Source organism: Lysobacter sp. yr284 (assembly GCF_900107375.1).
Classification (GTDB): domain Bacteria; phylum Pseudomonadota; class Gammaproteobacteria; order Xanthomonadales; family Xanthomonadaceae; genus Lysobacter.
Map to the genome: position 1 here is coordinate 20428 of NZ_FNPT01000027.1, position 15229 is coordinate 35656.

A 15229-nucleotide genomic window follows, 5' to 3' on the forward strand; every position below is an offset into this window, starting at 1 on the left:
GCAGCGCATCCGGCCCCGGGCGCGCGAACCGCGCCCTGAATCGCGGTTTCGGGGGCTCCAGCGGTATGTGTCACCCAGGTGGACTGACCGTGGCGGTCACGTGACGCCAAAGGTCAAAAAAGCACGACTTGGTTGGCAATCGTGAAAGAAGTGGTTGCCAGCCTGTGAAAAGTCCGTTATCTAAGCCGGGGCCACACGAAGTGCGCGTAAGCGCTTGTGGCATGGGGAGATAACTGTGGGACTCATCACAAAAAGCCAGCCGGCTCTCGTCGGCGTGGACATCAGTTCGACCGCGGTAAAGTTATTGCAACTTTCGCGTGCGGGCAATCGCTACCGCGTTGAGCATTACGCGGTCGAGCCGTTGCCGCCGAACGCGGTGGTGGAAAAGAACATCGTCGAGGTCGAAGCGGTGGGCGAGGCGATCAAACGCGCCGTCGCCCGATCGGGGACCCGCGCCAAGCACGCCGCCGCGGCGGTCGCCGGTTCCTCGGTGATCACCCGCGTCATCGGCATGCCGGCCGACCTGGACGAAGACGACCTGGAGTCGCAGGTCGAGCTGGAAGCGGCGAACTACGTGCCGTATCCGATCGACGAGGTCAACCACGATTTCGAAGTCCTCGGCCCGATGCCGGGCAGCCCGGACATGATCCAGGTGCTGCTGGCCGCGTCGCGTTCGGAGAACGTGGAAGTGCGCGCCTCGGCGCTGGAGCTCGGCGGCCTGACCCCGCGGGTCATGGACGTGGAAGCCTTCGCGATCGAGAACGCGTTCGCGCTGCTCGCCGACACCCTCAGCGGGCCGCGCGACGGCCTGGTCGCCCTGGTCGACTCGGGCGCGACCATGACCACGCTGAACGTCCTGCGCAACGGCCGCAGCCTCTATCACCGCGAGCAGGTGTTCGGCGGCAAGCAGCTGACCGACGAGGTCATGCGCCGCTACGGCCTGAGCTACGAGGAAGCCGGCCTGGCCAAGCGCCAGGGCGGGCTGCCGGAGAGCTACCAGGCCGAGGTGCTGGAGCCGTTCAAGGAAGCCATGGTTCAGCAGGTCAGCCGCCTGCTGCAGTTCTTCTATGCCGGCAGCGAGTTCAACCGCGTCGACCAGATCGTCCTGGCCGGCGGCGGCGCCTCGATCCCGCGCATCGCCGAGATGGTCGAAGAGCAACTCGGCATCCCGACCACGGTGGCCAATCCGCTCGCGCACATGACCCTGGGGCCGCGCGTGCAGGCGCACGCGCTGGCGCAGGACGCTCCCGCGCTGATGATCGCCTGCGGCCTGGCCCTGAGGAGCTTCGACTGATGGCACGCATCAACCTGCTCCCGTGGCGCGCCGAGCGCCGCAAGGCACGGCAGAAGGAATTCGGCGCGATGCTGGGCCTGTCGGCCCTGGCCGCGGCGGCGCTGTCGTTCCTGATCGTCTTCTACTACAGCAACGAAATCAGCGGCCAGCAGAAGCGCAACAGCTTCCTCGACGGCCAGATCGCCGAGGTCGACAAGAAGATCGCGGAGATCGAGGAGCTCGACAAGAAGAAGGCCAAGCTGCTCGCGCGCAAGGAAGTGATCGAGAAGCTGCAGTCCAACCGCTCGCAGATGGTGCACCTGTTCGATTCGCTGGTGCGCACCATTCCCGACGGCGCGGTGCTGACCGCGATCAAGCAGGACGCCGAGACCCTGACCCTGGAAGGCCGCGCGCAGTCCAACGCGCGCGTCAGCACCTACATGCGCAACCTCGAGGTCTCCGGCTGGATGAGCAAGCCGGACCTGACCATCATCGAGGCCAAGGACGGCGGCGGTAAGGGCCTGCCGTACGAGTTCAAGCTGACGGTCAAGCTGGCCAATCCGAACGCGCCCAAGGACGAGGACGGCGACGGCATTCCCGACGCGCCGGCCGCTCCGGCCGAAGCCGCCGCGGCCACCGCGCCGGGCGCCGCCCCGGCCGCCGGCACCGCCGCGCCCGCGCCGGCGCCCGCCGCCCCGGCCGGCAACGCTGCGGCCGCCGCTCCCGGCAGCGCGCCTGCGGCTCCGGCCGCGGCCAAGCCCGGCCAGGCGCCCGCCGCGCCGGCGCAGCCGCCGGCTGCCAAGCCCGCCGCCGCACCGGCCAAGCCCGCCGCGCCGGCCGCCGCCCCCACCAAGACTGGAGCCGCGTCGTGAGCAAGAAGGCTTCGATGAAGAACTTGGACTTCAACAACATCGGCAGCTGGCCGCGGCAGGCGCAGATCGTGTTCTGCGCCGTGGTCGGCCTGGTGATCGTCGGCCTGGCCTGGTACCTGTTCGTGAGCGACAAGCGCACCGAACTGGAAAGCCTGGAAGGCAAGGAAACCGAGCTGCGCCAGACCTTCGAGACCAAGCAGGGCCGCGCCGCCAACCTCGAGCCGCTCAAGCAGCAGCTGACCCAGATGGAGCAGCAGCTGCAGCAGATGCTGCGTCAGTTGCCGAGCAAGACCGAGATGCCGGACCTGATCGTCGACATCTCGCAGACCGCGCTGGCCACCGGCATCTCCAACGAACTGTTCCAGCCCGGCGCGGAAGTTCCCAAGGAGTTCTACGCCGAGAAGCCGATCGCGCTGCGCATGGTCGGCACCTACCACCAGTTCGGCGCCTTCGTCAGCGGCGTGGCCTCGCTGCCGCGCGTGGTCATCATGACCATGCACGACATCTCGCTGAAGCCCAAGGGCAACAACAGCAAGGACGCGATGGGCGGGATCACCCCGAACAGCCCGCTGGAACTGGCCGGCACGGTCAAGACCTACCGCTACCTGGACGAGGAAGAGATGGCTGCACAGAGCCCGCCCGCCGACGGGTCGGACGGCGCCAAGAAGGAGGGCAACTGACATGCGAGCGAGTTCCGTGTCGAAGCCGTCCCGCCTGTTCGCCGCGTGCGCCGTGGTCCTGGCGCTGTCGGCCACCGGCTGCTTCCGCAGCATCACCAGCACGCCCGGCGAAGCGCCCAACCTCGAGAAGTGGGTCGCCGAGGTCAAGGCGCGCCCGGCGCCGCCGCTGGATCCGCTGCCGGTGATGCAGCAGTTCGAAACCTTCGAATATGCCGCGCAGGACCTGCGCGATCCGTTCAGCACCGCCTTCACCGACGAAGACAGCAGCTCCGGCCTGCGTCCGGACAAGGTGCGCCGCAAGCAGCCGCTCGAGGCGTTCCCGCTCGACGGCCTGGACATGGTCGGTACCCTGGGTACGGGCAAGAACATCGTGGCGCTGGTGATGGCGCCCGACAAAGTGACTTATCGTGTTCGACCCGGTGCGTACATGGGGCAGAACGACGGTCGCGTGACCGGCGTGTCTGAGGAGCGCATCGACTTGGTGGAACTGGTGCCGGATGGCGCTGGCGGCTGGTTGGAACGACCGGCCTCCGTCGCGCTGGAAGATCAATAAGGGGATTGCATGATGATCGTATTCAACGCCAACCACATGCGGTCGGACCGACGCCCCATGGCATCCGGCGCCCGCATGGCCGCGCCCCGTCTGGCCGGGCTCGCGCTCGGCCTGCTCGCCGGCATCAGCGCGGTCAACGCCGCCGAACCGGTCGCTGCCGCCGCCAAGCCCGCGCTCGCGCCGGCCCCGGCGGTCGCGCCGACGCCGAGCAACGACCCCGCCAAGCAGCTGCCGGGCACCATCTCGGTCGCCAACATCGACTTCAAGCGCGGCGACGGCGGCTCCGGCAAGCTGATCGTGCGCTTCAGCGGCGACGGCGCGCTGCCCGACATGCGCAGCCAGGGCTCGCAGGTCACCATCGACGTCGGCAACGCGCAGTTGCCGGCGGCGCTGCAGCGTCCGCTCAACGTCGCCGACTTCGCCACGCCGGTGCAGCGCATCGACGCGCGCAGCGCCGGCACCGGTTCGCAACTGGTGCTCAACACCGCCGGCGCGGTCGACACCATGGCCTACCAGACCGGCCGCGACTACATCGTCGAAGTGGTGCCGCGCACCGCCCAGACCGGCAATCGCGCGGTCGGCGCGGTCGGCGCCAGGCCCGCCGCGGGCGCGGCCGCCGCGCCGACGTCCGGCACCATCGGCGGCAGCGCGCCGGTCGCCGCGCGCAGCTACTCCGGCCGCCCGGTGACCTTCAACTTCCAGGACGTGCCGGTGCGCACCGTGCTGCAGTTGGTCGCCGAGGAGTCGAACCTCAACATCGTCGCCGCCGACACCGTGCAGGGCAACGTCACCCTGCGCCTGGTCAACGTGCCGTGGGACCAGGCGCTGGACATCGTCCTGCAGGCCAAGGGCCTGGACAAGCGCCGCAGCGGCAACGTGGTGTGGGTCGCGCCGCAGGCCGAGGTCGCCAAGTACGAGCAGGACCGCGAGGACGCGCGCATCGCCCTCGACAACCGCGTCGACCTGGCCACCGAGTACGTGCAGATCAACTACCACAACGCCGCGCAGATCTATAAGGCGCTGACCGAGGCCAAGGGCATCGGCGGCGGCTCCGGCGGCGCGTCCAACAGCAACAACAGCAACGAGAACGGCTTCCTTTCTCCGCGCGGGCGGCTGGTCGCGGACGAGCGCACCAACACCCTGATGATCAGCGACATTCCCAAGAAAGTCGCGCAGATGAAGGAGCTGATCAAGGTCATCGACCGCCCGGTCGACCAGGTCCTGATCGAGGCCCGCATCGTCATCGCCAGCGAGAGCTTCGCCCGCGACCTGGGCGCGCGCTTCGGCGTGTCGGGCCAGAAGGGCGACGTGATCACCAGCGGTACGCTGGAGAGCATCAACAACTATCGCAACATCGCGGCCAAGAACGACTTGATCCGGCAGCAGGCGAGGCAGTTGACCGACGACGCCTCGACGTTCCGCGACTCCGATCCGGCCAAGTACGCCACGTTGAACGACCAGGCCCGTTCGCTGCTGCAGACCCTGACCAACCCGGCGTTCCTGTTCCCGGCCAGCCTCAACACCAACCTGGCCCGGCTCAACCCGGCCGGCGCGATCGCCTTCACCATCCTGGGCAAGTACGTCGACCTGGACATGGAGTTCAGCGCGATGCAGACCGAGGGCCGCGGCGAAGTCGTGTCCAACCCGCGCGTGGTGACCAGCAACCAGCGCGAGGCGGTGATCCGCCAGGGCGAGGAGGTCGGCTACGTGACGATCTCGCCGCAGCAGGGCGGCAACAGCATTCCGATCCCGAACGTGCAGTTCAAGGACGTGCTGATGGAGATGAAGGTCAACCCGACCATCACCAACGACGGCCGCGTGTTCCTGAACCTGGACGTCAAGAAGGACGAGATCAGCCGCTACGTCAACACCTCGATCGGCGAGGTGCCGCAGATCAACAAGCGCAACATCAACACCGCGGTGCTGGTGGAAGACGGCCAGACCGTCGTGATCGGCGGCGTGTACGAGTTCCGCGACCGCAGCGACCTGAGCAAGGTGCCGTTCCTCGCCGACATCCCGTTCCTGGGCAATCTGTTCAAGAAAAAGACCCGCAGCAAGGACAAGGCCGAGCTGTTGATCTTCGTGACCCCCAAGGTGATGAAGGTCGCGCAGCGCTGATCGCGCCGCGGCGCACGCGCAGAGGGCCTTCGGGCCCTCTTCGCATTTGTGCGGGCCGGCCGCGCCGGCGGGCGCTGCGACCCGTCGCCGGGTTTGCCGTTCCCGGCCAAAACCCGCTTCCGGCGCGCCCGCTGCGGCCGCGCCGGGGCCTGATCGGGCCCGCGGGTTGAACCTGCGGGGCGAACTTCGGTCAGAATCGCCGTACCGATGCCGTATTGCCCGCTAAAGTAATGCCTTCGTTTGCCCGCTTCGCCGCCATGGATACCGGATGGACAGCGCTACCGATCACGCCCAAGCCCCTGTTGCCGCCACTTCTCCCGCCGATGTCGCCCGCCTGCACGACGCGTTCAGGCAATTGCGCGATGCCCTAGCCGTCGAGATCGTCGGCCAGGCCGAACTGATCGAGCGCCTGCTGATCGCCCTGCTCGCCGACGGCCACCTGTTGGTCGAGGGCGCGCCCGGGCTGGCCAAGACCAGCGCGGTGCGCGCGCTGGCCGCGCGCCTGGAGGCCGACTTCGCCCGCGTCCAGTTCACTCCGGACCTGTTGCCGGCCGACCTCACCGGCACCGAGGTGTGGCGCCCGCAGGAAGGCCGCTTCGAGTTCCAGGCCGGGCCGATCTTCCATCCGATCCTGCTCGCCGACGAAATCAACCGCGCCCCGGCCAAGGTGCAGTCGGCGCTGCTGGAGGCGATGGGCGAGCGCCAGGTCACCGTCGGCCGCGCCACCTATGCGCTGCCGCCGCTGTTCCTGGTGATGGCGACCCAGAACCCGATCGAGCAGGAGGGCACGTTCCCGCTGCCCGAGGCCCAGCTCGACCGTTTCCTCATGCACGTGCGCATCGGCTATCCCGAGGCCGCGGCCGAGGCCGAGATCCTGCGCCTGGCGCGCGAGCGCGCCCGGCAGACGCTCAAGCCCGCGCCGGTGGCGGTGCAGCGCATGCCGCTGGCGGACGTGTTCGCCGCGCGCTCGGCGGTGCTGGACCTGCACGTCGCTCCTGCGGTCGAGCGCTATCTGGTCGAGCTGGTGCTGGCCTCGCGCGACGCCGCCCGCTACGACGCCACCCTGGCCCGGCGCATCGCCTGGGGCGCGAGCCCGCGCGGCTCGATCGCCCTGGAGCGTTGCGCGCGCGCGCATGCCTGGCTGGCCGGACGCGACTTCGTCACCCCCGACGACGTGCGCGCGATCGCCCCGGACGTGCTGCGCCACCGCATCCTGCCCAGCTACGAGGCCACCGCCGAAGGCTGGGACGGCGATCGCCTGCTCGGCGAATTGCTCAAGAAGGTGCCGTTGCCTTGAGGCCATGGGGCGGGATCGTGTTTGCGGATCGAGCTTTGAAATCGCAGTTTCGGGATCGGAATTTCGCGATCGCAGCTTCGCGATCCGCGGCAGCGGCGATCGCGGCGGACGCGCTTGCGCGGACGAGCGTGTCGCGTTCACCCAGGGATCGGAGTGAGAGGACTCGATGAGCGACGGGGTCGTTCCCAGCCTGGCCGAACTGGTGGCGCTGCGCGCCGCCGTCGCCGGCCGCCGCAGCGCGCGCCAGGGCCGCCACGGCGTCAGCGGGCAGGCGCTGTCGCCGCTGCGCGGGCGCGGCATGGAGTACGCCGAGTCGCGCGAATACTCCAACGGCGACGACGCCCGCCACATCGACTGGCGGCTGACCGCGCGCACCGGCCGCGCCCATACCAAATTGTTCCAGGCCGAGCGCGAGCGCCTTAGCCTGATCGTCGCCGACACCTCGCCGGCGCTGTACTTCGGCACCCGCGTGCGCTTCAAGTCGGTGCAGGCCGCGCGCGCCGGCGCGGTCGCGGCCTGGGCCGCGGCGCGCGACGGCGACCGCATCGCCGCGCTGCGCGGCAGCCTGCGCGAGCCGCCGGTGAATCCGGGCAGCGGTCCGCGCGGCGCGCTGCGCGTGCTCGACGCGATGGTGCGCTGGTATGCGCAGCCGCCGGCCGAGGACGCCGGGCTGGAGGTCGCGCTCGACCACGCCGCGCGCCTGCTGCGTCCGGGTTCGCGCATGGTGGTGCTGGCCGAGCCCGGCAGCGTCGCCGCGCTGCCGCAGCGGCGTTGGGCGGTGCTGGCCCAACACCACGAAGTGATCGTGCTGCTGCTGACCGATCCGATCGAAGCGGCGCCGCCGAAGGCCGCGCTGCCGTTCAGCCACGACGGCCAGCGCATCGAGCTGGACCTCGGCGCGCCGGCCCAGCGCCAGCGCTGGCACGCCAGCTTCGTCGCCCCGGTGCAGGCCGCGCTGGAAAAACTGCCGGCGCGCGGCGTGCGCGTGCAGGCGCTGTCGACCGACGCGGCCAGCGAATCCTGGCTGCCGCTGCTGGGCCGCACCCGGCCGCTGGTGGCCTGATGGCCTCGCCGAAACAACTGCCGCTGCGCGACGTGCACCTGCCGGGCGCGCCGTCGCTGTGGCCGCTGGCGCCGGGCTGGTGGCTGCTGCTGGCGGTGCTGGCCGCGCTGGCGCTGTCGCTGTGGTGGTGGCAACGCCGCCGCAGCCGCCGCCGGCGCGAGGCCGAGCGCGTGTTCGACCAAGCCCTGGCCGCGGCGACCACGCCGGTCGCGCAGGTCGCGGCGATCTCCGAACTGCTGCGCCGCGCCGGCCGCCGCCGCGACCGCGCCGCCGAGACCCTCGACGGCCAGGCCTGGCTGGAATTCCTCGATCGCGGCAGCAAGCGCCGCGACTTCGCCGAAGGTCCCGGCCGGCTGCTGTTGGAAGGCGGCTACCGGCGCCAGGTCGATCCGGCCCAGGCGGCCGCGCTGCGCGAACTGGCGCGGCGGCGGTTCCTGCAATGGATGGGCGTGCGCGCATGAGTGGGCCGCGATGACCGGGGTGGGCGCATTGATCGCCGAGTGGCGCGAGCTGTTCGCCTGGCCGTGGTGGCTGGCGGCGTTGCCGTTGCCGCTGCTGGCGCGCTGGCTGCTGCCGCCGGCGCGCGACGGTTCGGCGGCGCTGAAGGTGCCGTTCGGCGCACGCCTGGACGCGGTCGCCGCGGCCGGCGGGCGCGGCCTGCGCGGCGGCGGTGGCGGCTGGCTGCTGTGGCTGGCCTGGGCGCTGCTGTGCCTGGCCGCGGCGCGGCCGCAACAGCTCGGCGATCCGATCCGTCCGCCGCAGGTCGGCCGCGGCATGATGCTGGCGCTGGACCTGTCGGGCAGCATGAGCGAACAGGACATGACCCTGGGCCGGCGCAACGTCGACCGCCTGACCGCGGCCAAGGCGGTGCTGGCGGACTTCCTCGACCGCCGCGTCGGCGACCGCGTCGGCCTAGTGGTGTTCGGCAACCGCGCCTACGTGCTGGCGCCGCTGACCCTGGACCGCGACACCGTGCGCGACCAGCTCGGCAACAGCCTGGTCGGCCTGGCCGGGCAGGAGACCGCGATCGGCGAGGCCATCGGCCTGGCGGTGCGGCGGCTGCGCCAGCTGCCCGAGCGCGAGCGCGTGCTGATCCTGCTGACCGACGGCGTCAACACGCCCGGCACCCCCGATCCGATGCGCGCCGCGCAGATCGCCCGCGACGAAGGCGTGCGCGTGCACACCATCGCCTTCGGCGGCGACGGCGTGCTGACCCTGTTCGGCGTGCGCCTGCCCACCAGCGGCGGCGCCGAGGTCGACGAAGCGGCGCTGCGCCGCATCGCCGACCTCACCGGCGGCCGCTTCTTCCGCGCCCGCGACACCGCCGAGCTGGCCGGCATCTATGCCGAGATCGACCGGCTCGAACCGGTCCAGCGCGAAGGCAAGGCGGTGCGGCCGCGGCTGGAGCGCTATCCGTGGCCGCTCGGCGCCGCGCTGGCGCTGGGCCTGCTGGCGTTCGCGTGGCCGCGACGGAGGCCGGCATGAATCCTTCGGCGTGGTTCGAACACCTGGCGCCGCTGACCTTCCTGCGCCCGCAGTGGCTGTGGGCGCTGCTGGCGCTGCCGCTGCTGGGCGGGTGGTGGTGGCGCAGCCGCCGCCAGCGCAACGCCTGGCAGGGCGCGGTCGACGCGCACCTGCTGGCGCACCTGCTCGACCGCGCGCCGGGCCGGCGTTCGCAACTGGCGATGGCCGCGGCGGCGCTGGGCTATGCGCTGGCGGTGGCGGCGCTGGCCGGGCCCAGTTGGTCGCAGGGCGAGCAGCCGCTGTGGCAGGGCAGCACGCCGATGGTGGTGGCGCTGGATCTGTCCAGCCGCAGCCTCGCCGGCGACCTGCCGCCCAGCCGCCTGGCCCAGGCCAAGGCCAAGCTCGCCGCGCTGCTGCGCGCGCGCGCCGGCGGCGGCCAGATCGCGTTGGTGGTCTACGCCGAAGACGCGTACACCGTGGCGCCGCTGACCGACGATCCCGACAACATCTCGGTGTTCCTGGATTCGCTGGCGCCGGACATCATGCCCGGCGACGGCCAGCGCGGCGATCGCGCCATCGCCTGGTCGGCGCGGCTGCTGCGCCAGAGCGGCTTCAAGCGCGGCCGCATCGTGCTGATCACCGACCGCGGCGACAGCGCCGCCGACCGCGCCGCGGGCAAGGCCGCCGGCGACGGCTACAGCGTGTCGGTGCTGGGCCTGGGCAGCGCCGGCGGCGCCGCGTTCCAGCGCCCCGACGGCCGCATCGTCAAGGTCCGGCTCGACACCGCGTCGCTGCAGGAACTGGTCCGCGCCGGCAACGGCCGCTACGCCGCGCTCAGCGCCGACGACCGCGACCTGCGCGAACTGCAGATCGGCAACGCCGGCAGCGGCGATGCGCGCGTCGGCGCCGGCGCCGGCGAGAAGCGGCTGGCGCGCGAGGACGACGGCTACTGGCTGTTGCCGCCGTTGCTGTTGCTGGCGTTGCTGGCGTTCCGCCGCCGCAGCGGCGCCGGCGCGCTGGCGCTGCTGCTGTGCCTGGGCCTGCCGCTGGCGACCGCGCCGGCGCGCGCGCAGTCGCTGTGGCAGCGCGCCGACCAGAGCGCGCACGAGCGCATCGTCGAAGGCAACCAGGCCTATCGCTCCGGGCGCTTCGAACAGGCCAGCGAACTCTACAAGCGCGGCCAGGGCGCCGACGCGCAGTACAACCTCGGCAACGCGCTGGCGCGCCAGGGCCGCTATCCGGAGGCCATCGCCGCCTACGACCGCGCGCTCAAGCAGCAGCCGGGCATGGCCGATGCCCTCGCCAACAAGCGCGCGGTGGAGGCGGCGATGAAGCGGCCGCCGCCGCAGAACCAGAACGGCAAGGGGCAGCAGCAGAAACCCTCGCCGGGTTCCAAGCAGGACGATCCCAAGCCGCAGCCGTCGGATTCGCAGCAACCGCCCGACGGCAAGCCGCAGTCGCCGCCGCCGAAGCCCGACCCGGACGGCAAGCCGCAAGACCGGTCCAAGCCCGCCGACGATCCCGAGCAGCAGCGCCGCGCCGACCAGGAGCAGCGCGAGCGCATGCAGCGCGAGCTGGAGCGCCAGCGCGCGCAACAGCCGCCGCCGGGCGCGCGCGAGCCGGCGCGCACGCCGGCCCAGCGCGAGCGGCAGCAGGCCAACGACGCCTGGCTCAAGCGCGTTCCCGACGACCCGGGCAGCCTGCTGCGGGAACGGTTCAAGATCGAGTACGCGCGCCGGCAGATGTCGGCGCTGGAGGGAGACTGAGGCGATGTCGCGTTACCTGCTCAAATTCGCCCTGTGCCTGCTGCTCGCCGGCTTCAGCGCCGGCGCCGCGGCGCAGGTGCGCGCCTGGCTCGACCGCAACAGCATCCGCGCCGGCGAGACGGCGACCTTGAACGTCGAGGTCACCGGCCGGGTCGGCGGCGCGCCGGACTACGCGCCGTTGTCGGCCAACTTCGAACTGGTCGGCACCAGCGTCGACACCCGGATCGAACCGGGCGCGCAGGGCATGGTCGCGCGCAGCCGCTACAGCGCGGTGCTGCGGCCGCTGCGCAGCGGCCGCATGAGCGTGCCGCCGCTGCAGGTCGCCGGCCAGCGCACCGCGCCGGTGGACCTGTACGTGGAACCGACGCCGGCCGCGGTGCCGGACGAAGCGGTCGCCACCAGCGATGTGTTCATCGACGCCGCGCCGGACGACAGCAGCCCCTACGTGCAGCAGGCGGTCGGCTGGGTGGTGCGGCTGTATGCGGCCACGCCGGTGCTCGGCGGCAAGATCGACCAGCCGGTGCCCGACGGCGCCTCGCTGACCAAGGTCGGCGACGACCTGCAGTACGAGCGCACCGCCAACGGCCAGCGCTACACCGTGGTCGAGCGCCGCTTCCTGCTGGTGCCCGAGCGCAGCGGCCCGCTGACCATGCCGGCGGCGGTGTTCGAGGGCCGGGTCGGCACGACCCTGATCGAGCAGCTCACCGGCAGCGGCGGCGACGCCCGCCGTGCGGTCAGCCGCGCGCGCACCCTGCAGGTGCGGCCGGTGCCGGCCGACGCGCCGCAGCCGTGGCTGCCGCTGCGCAGCCTGACCTTGAGCTACCGTTCCACGCCGCAGCAGTTGCGGGTCGGCAATTCCGCCAGCCTGACCATCGAGGCCAGCGTCGACGGCGCCGGCCTGGCGCAGATGCCGGAGCTGCAATTGCCGCCGATCGACGGCGTGCAGGTGTTCGCCGATCCGGTCCAGGCCGACGAGACCTTCGTCGGCGGGCGGCCGCGGGTGAAGCTGAGCCGCAAGTTCTCGCTGGTGCCTTCGCGCGAAGGCGAAGTGCGCCTGGACGGACTGCGCCTGGACTGGTGGGACGTGAACGCGCGCGCCGCGCGCAGCGCCACGCTGCCGCCGCTGAGCTGGACGGTGGGCCAGGGCATCGGCGGCACCCAGGCGGCGCCGACCAATCCGGCCGTGGCCGCCGCGCGCGGCGCCGGCGCCCAGGGCGAGGCCGGCGCGAACCCGGCGCCGGCCGCGATCGACGCGGCCGCCTCCGGCGGCGGTACCGGCGCAGTGCACAAGGGCTGGGCGATCGCCGCGGTGCTGTTCGCGCTGCTGTGGCTGGGCACCCTGGTGTGGGCGCTGCAACTGCGCGCGCAGCCGCGCTTGGCGGCCGCGCCGGCGCTCAAGGCGGGCGCCGCACCTGCGGGCGCGGCGGCGCCGGCGTCGTTGGCGCTGAACCTGCCGGCCTTGCGCGAACTGATCGACCGCGGCGACTTCGACCATATCGCCAGCGTCCTGCGCGGACTGGCGCGGCCGCCGGCGGCCGACGACGACGAACTCGTCGAGCGCCTGGCCGACCCGGCCCAGCGCGACGCCGTGCAGGCCTTGCGCCGCGCGCGCTGGGGCGGCGGCGACGGCGTGGACGCGCGCAACCGCCTGCGCGCCGCGTTCGCGCAAGGGCCGCACTGGCGGCAAGGCGCAGCGCCGCCGCCTTCGCCGCTGCCGCCGTTGTATCCGCCGGGCAAGTGAGTGCGGGAGGGACCTCGGTCCCGATGCTTTTGCTGCGAATCGCAGCGACCCGAGCGGAAGGCCTCGGGGCTGAAGCCCCTCCCACAAGAGCCGTCGGCCGGCGCCGCCTTGCGCCGTTGTAGGAGGGACTTCAGTCCCAACGCTTTTGTTGCGGATCGCGGCGACCTGAGCGGAAGGCGTCGGGGCTGAAGCCCCTCCCACAAGAGCCGTCGGCCGGCGCCGCCTTGCGCCGTTGTAGGAGGGACTTCAGTCCCAACGCTTTTGTGGCAGATCGCGGCGACCGGAGCGGAAGGCGTCGGGGCTGAAGCCCCTCCCACAAGAGACGTCGGCCGGCGCCGCCTTGCGCCGTTGTAGGAGGGACTTCAGTCCCGACGCTTTTGTCGCAGATCGCAGCGACCCGAGCGGAAGGCGTCAGGGCTGAAGCCCTTGCCACAGGCGAGCGCCGCGCGGATGCTGCGGCGCTTCCAAACCCCACCGTCCGGGCGTTTGCGGACCCCTGGTGTATCCTGCCGATTGTTTTGGCCCGGCGATAACGAGCGTATCCATGAGCGAAACCCAGAACGCGCGCAAGCAGCTGCCGCTGCACTGGAAGATGGCGATCGGCTTCCTCGCCGGCCTCGGCCTGGGCCTGATCGTCTACGCCGCGGGCGTCGGGAGCATCACCTGGGCGCAGCTTGCCGGGCAGGCCTGCGAGGCCGGCGCCACCGGCTGGCGCTGCGAGTCGCTGCTGAAGCTGTTCACCGAGGTGATCACCGGCCCGGCCGGCGAGATCTTCCTGCGCCTGATCTTCATGCTGGTGATCCCGCTGCTGTTCTCGGCCCTGGTCATGGGCGTGAGCGAGATGGGCGACATCCGCTCGTTCGGCCGGGTCGGCTGGCGCACGCTCGGCCTGACCATCGTGATGTCGGGCCTGGCGGTGGTGCTGGGCCTGGTGATGGTCAACGTGTTCAAACCCGGGGCCGGCATGGACCCGGCGCAGGCGCAGCAGTTGATGAGCGAGAACGCCGAGCGCGCGCAGAGCATCGTCAAGGGCAGCACCGACGCGCCCAAGGGCATCCAGATGCTGGTGTCGATCGTGCCCAGCAACGTGATCCAGGCCGCGGCCGACGACGCGATCCTGGCGGTGATGTTCTTCGCCCTGATGATCGGCGTGGGCATGGTGCTGACCCGCTCCAAGGCCGTGGACACGCTGCGCGAAGGCGTGCAGGGCCTGTTCGAGATCTCCATGACCCTGATCGGGCTGGTGATCAAGCTGGCGCCGTATGCGGTGTTCTGCTTCATGTTCAACCTGTCCTCGCAGTTCGGCTGGGACCTGTTGTTCAAGCTGGCCAAGTACGTCGCGGTGGTGGTGTCGGCGCTGGCGATCCACATGTTCGTGACCTACTCGCTGGCGATCAAGTTCATCGGCGGCCGCTCGCCGCTGGAATTCTTCAAGGGCGCGCAGGAAGCGATGGTGCTGGCGTTCTCCACCGCCTCCAGCAACGCGACCCTGCCGACCGCGCTGCGCGTGGCCGACGAACTCAAGCTGCCGCGGCGCATCTCGCGCTTCGTGCTGACCGTGGGCGCGACCGCGAACCAGAACGGCACCGCGCTGTTCGAGGGCGTGACGGTGATCTTCCTGGCCCAGTTCTTCGGCGTCGACCTGACCTTGGGCCAGCAGGTCATGGTGATGCTGGTGTGCATCCTCGGCGGCATCGGCACCGCCGGCGTTCCGTCGGGCTCGCTGCCGGTGGTGGCGATGATCTGCGCGATGGTCAAGGTGCCGCCGGAGGGCATCGGCCTGATCCTGGGCGTCAACCACTTCCTCGACATGTGCCGGACCACGCTCAACGTCACCGGCGACATCGCCATCGCCTCGATGGTGTCGCGCGGGGTGGAGGATCCGCCGGCGGAGACGCTGGCGGATTGACGGAGACGTCGTTGCGTTCGCGAAAAGCCCGCCGTTTGGCGGGCTTTTTCGTTGTGGCGGCCGCTTCCTGTAGGAGCGACGCAAGTCGCGACTGCGAAAGCGCAGCTGTTGCGCAGGGGTCGTTCTTGCGCTGTAGCTGCGGTCGTGGTTGCGGTTGCGTTCACGGTCGCAGTCGTGGACGCGTTCGCGTTCCTGGTCGTGGTCGTGGCCTCGTGCGCTCCTGTCGTCGCGTACGGACTCCACGACCGTCGTTCCGGCGAAAGCCGGAATCCATTTTGATTCTGCTGTCGCTCCGGCTTTTGCCGAAGCGGCGAGTGACGGCAAGCCTCGATCAAGAGCTTCCGTCCGCAAGCGGCCGGGTCACTTTCTTTGTCCAAAGCAACAAAGAAAGTAACCAAAGAAAGTGCTTCTCCTGTTTCGAATCAAAAGCCACTAGGGCTCATCGTGGCGCGGGGCCGCGCCATAAGGGGCATCCTGCCCCATGGCGCGCGTG

12 protein-coding genes are annotated in these 15229 nt (G+C 71.0%); all 12 read left to right on the top strand.

Annotated features, from left to right (window positions below; genetic code table 11):
* Positions 1 to 235 precede the first annotated feature (235 nt).
* The 12 genes from BLV01_RS22970 (at position 236) to BLV01_RS23025 (ending at position 14736) form a co-directional block, all read left to right on the top strand.
* On the top strand, positions 236 to 1294 hold the full coding sequence (locus BLV01_RS22970) for a pilus assembly protein PilM (protein ID WP_057946404.1): 1059 nt from the start codon (positions 236 to 238) through the stop codon (positions 1292 to 1294).
* Entirely contained in the window at positions 1294 to 2145 is an 852-nt protein-coding gene (locus BLV01_RS22975) for a PilN domain-containing protein (RefSeq protein WP_091805703.1), read from the top strand. Before BLV01_RS22970 ends, BLV01_RS22975 begins: the two co-directional genes overlap by 1 nt.
* Entirely contained in the window at positions 2142 to 2825 is a 684-nt protein-coding gene (gene pilO / locus BLV01_RS22980; protein WP_091805706.1) for a type IV pilus inner membrane component PilO, read from the top strand. Before BLV01_RS22975 ends, pilO begins: the two co-directional genes overlap by 4 nt.
* A 1-nt stretch (position 2826) precedes the next feature.
* Positions 2827 to 3378, top strand: coding sequence for a pilus assembly protein PilP (locus BLV01_RS22985; RefSeq protein ID WP_091805709.1), 552 nt, complete (start codon positions 2827 to 2829; stop codon positions 3376 to 3378).
* Positions 3379 to 3453: 75 nt separating this feature from the next.
* A complete protein-coding gene (gene pilQ / locus BLV01_RS22990; RefSeq protein ID WP_091805712.1) occupies positions 3454 to 5496 on the top strand; it encodes a type IV pilus secretin PilQ in 2043 nt (680 codons plus the stop codon).
* 268 nt (positions 5497 to 5764) lie between these two features.
* Positions 5765 to 6793 carry an AAA family ATPase gene (locus tag BLV01_RS22995; RefSeq protein WP_091805715.1) on the top strand — a complete coding sequence of 343 codons (1029 nt, stop codon included), beginning with the start codon at positions 5765 to 5767 and terminating at the stop codon, positions 6791 to 6793.
* 166 nt (positions 6794 to 6959) lie between these two features.
* Positions 6960 to 7856, top strand: a complete 897-nt coding sequence (locus tag BLV01_RS23000; RefSeq protein ID WP_091805718.1) for a DUF58 domain-containing protein — start codon at positions 6960 to 6962, stop codon at positions 7854 to 7856.
* Entirely contained in the window at positions 7856 to 8317 is a 462-nt protein-coding gene (locus BLV01_RS23005) for a DUF4381 domain-containing protein (RefSeq protein WP_091805721.1), read from the top strand. Before BLV01_RS23000 ends, BLV01_RS23005 begins: the two co-directional genes overlap by 1 nt.
* A gap of 10 nt (positions 8318 to 8327) precedes the next feature.
* Entirely contained in the window at positions 8328 to 9341 is a 1014-nt protein-coding gene (locus tag BLV01_RS23010) for a vWA domain-containing protein (protein WP_091805724.1), read from the top strand.
* Positions 9338 to 11086 (top strand): VWA domain-containing protein, encoded by a 1749-nt coding sequence (locus BLV01_RS23015; protein ID WP_091805790.1) that lies wholly within the window; start codon positions 9338 to 9340, stop codon positions 11084 to 11086. The genes BLV01_RS23010 and BLV01_RS23015 overlap by 4 nt, the downstream gene beginning before the upstream one ends.
* A 4-nt stretch (positions 11087 to 11090) precedes the next feature.
* Positions 11091 to 12827, top strand: a complete 1737-nt coding sequence (locus tag BLV01_RS23020) for a BatD family protein (protein WP_091805726.1) — start codon at positions 11091 to 11093, stop codon at positions 12825 to 12827.
* Positions 12828 to 13371: 544 nt separating this feature from the next.
* Entirely contained in the window at positions 13372 to 14736 is a 1365-nt protein-coding gene (locus BLV01_RS23025; protein ID WP_091805730.1) for a dicarboxylate/amino acid:cation symporter, read from the top strand.
* Positions 14737 to 15229: the final 493 nt, after the last annotated feature.

What these genes read in the sequence shown, in the direction of transcription:
- BLV01_RS22975 (WP_091805703.1), top strand. Translation starts at nt 1,294, where the DNA reads ATGGCACGCATCAACCTGCTCCCGTGGCGCGCCGAGCGCCGCAAGGCA.
- BLV01_RS22985 (WP_091805709.1), top strand. Translation starts at nt 2,827, where the DNA reads ATGCGAGCGAGTTCCGTGTCGAAGCCGTCCCGCCTGTTCGCCGCGTGC.
- pilQ (WP_091805712.1), top strand. Translation starts at nt 3,454, where the DNA reads ATGGCCGCGCCCCGTCTGGCCGGGCTCGCGCTCGGCCTGCTCGCCGGC.
- BLV01_RS22995 (WP_091805715.1), top strand. Translation starts at nt 5,765, where the DNA reads ATGGACAGCGCTACCGATCACGCCCAAGCCCCTGTTGCCGCCACTTCT.
- BLV01_RS23000 (WP_091805718.1), top strand. Translation starts at nt 6,960, where the DNA reads ATGAGCGACGGGGTCGTTCCCAGCCTGGCCGAACTGGTGGCGCTGCGC.
- BLV01_RS23005 (WP_091805721.1), top strand. Translation starts at nt 7,856, where the DNA reads ATGGCCTCGCCGAAACAACTGCCGCTGCGCGACGTGCACCTGCCGGGC.
- BLV01_RS23010 (WP_091805724.1), top strand. Translation starts at nt 8,328, where the DNA reads ATGACCGGGGTGGGCGCATTGATCGCCGAGTGGCGCGAGCTGTTCGCC.
- BLV01_RS23015 (WP_091805790.1), top strand. Translation starts at nt 9,338, where the DNA reads ATGAATCCTTCGGCGTGGTTCGAACACCTGGCGCCGCTGACCTTCCTG.
- BLV01_RS23020 (WP_091805726.1), top strand. Translation starts at nt 11,091, where the DNA reads ATGTCGCGTTACCTGCTCAAATTCGCCCTGTGCCTGCTGCTCGCCGGC.
- BLV01_RS23025 (WP_091805730.1), top strand. Translation starts at nt 13,372, where the DNA reads ATGAGCGAAACCCAGAACGCGCGCAAGCAGCTGCCGCTGCACTGGAAG.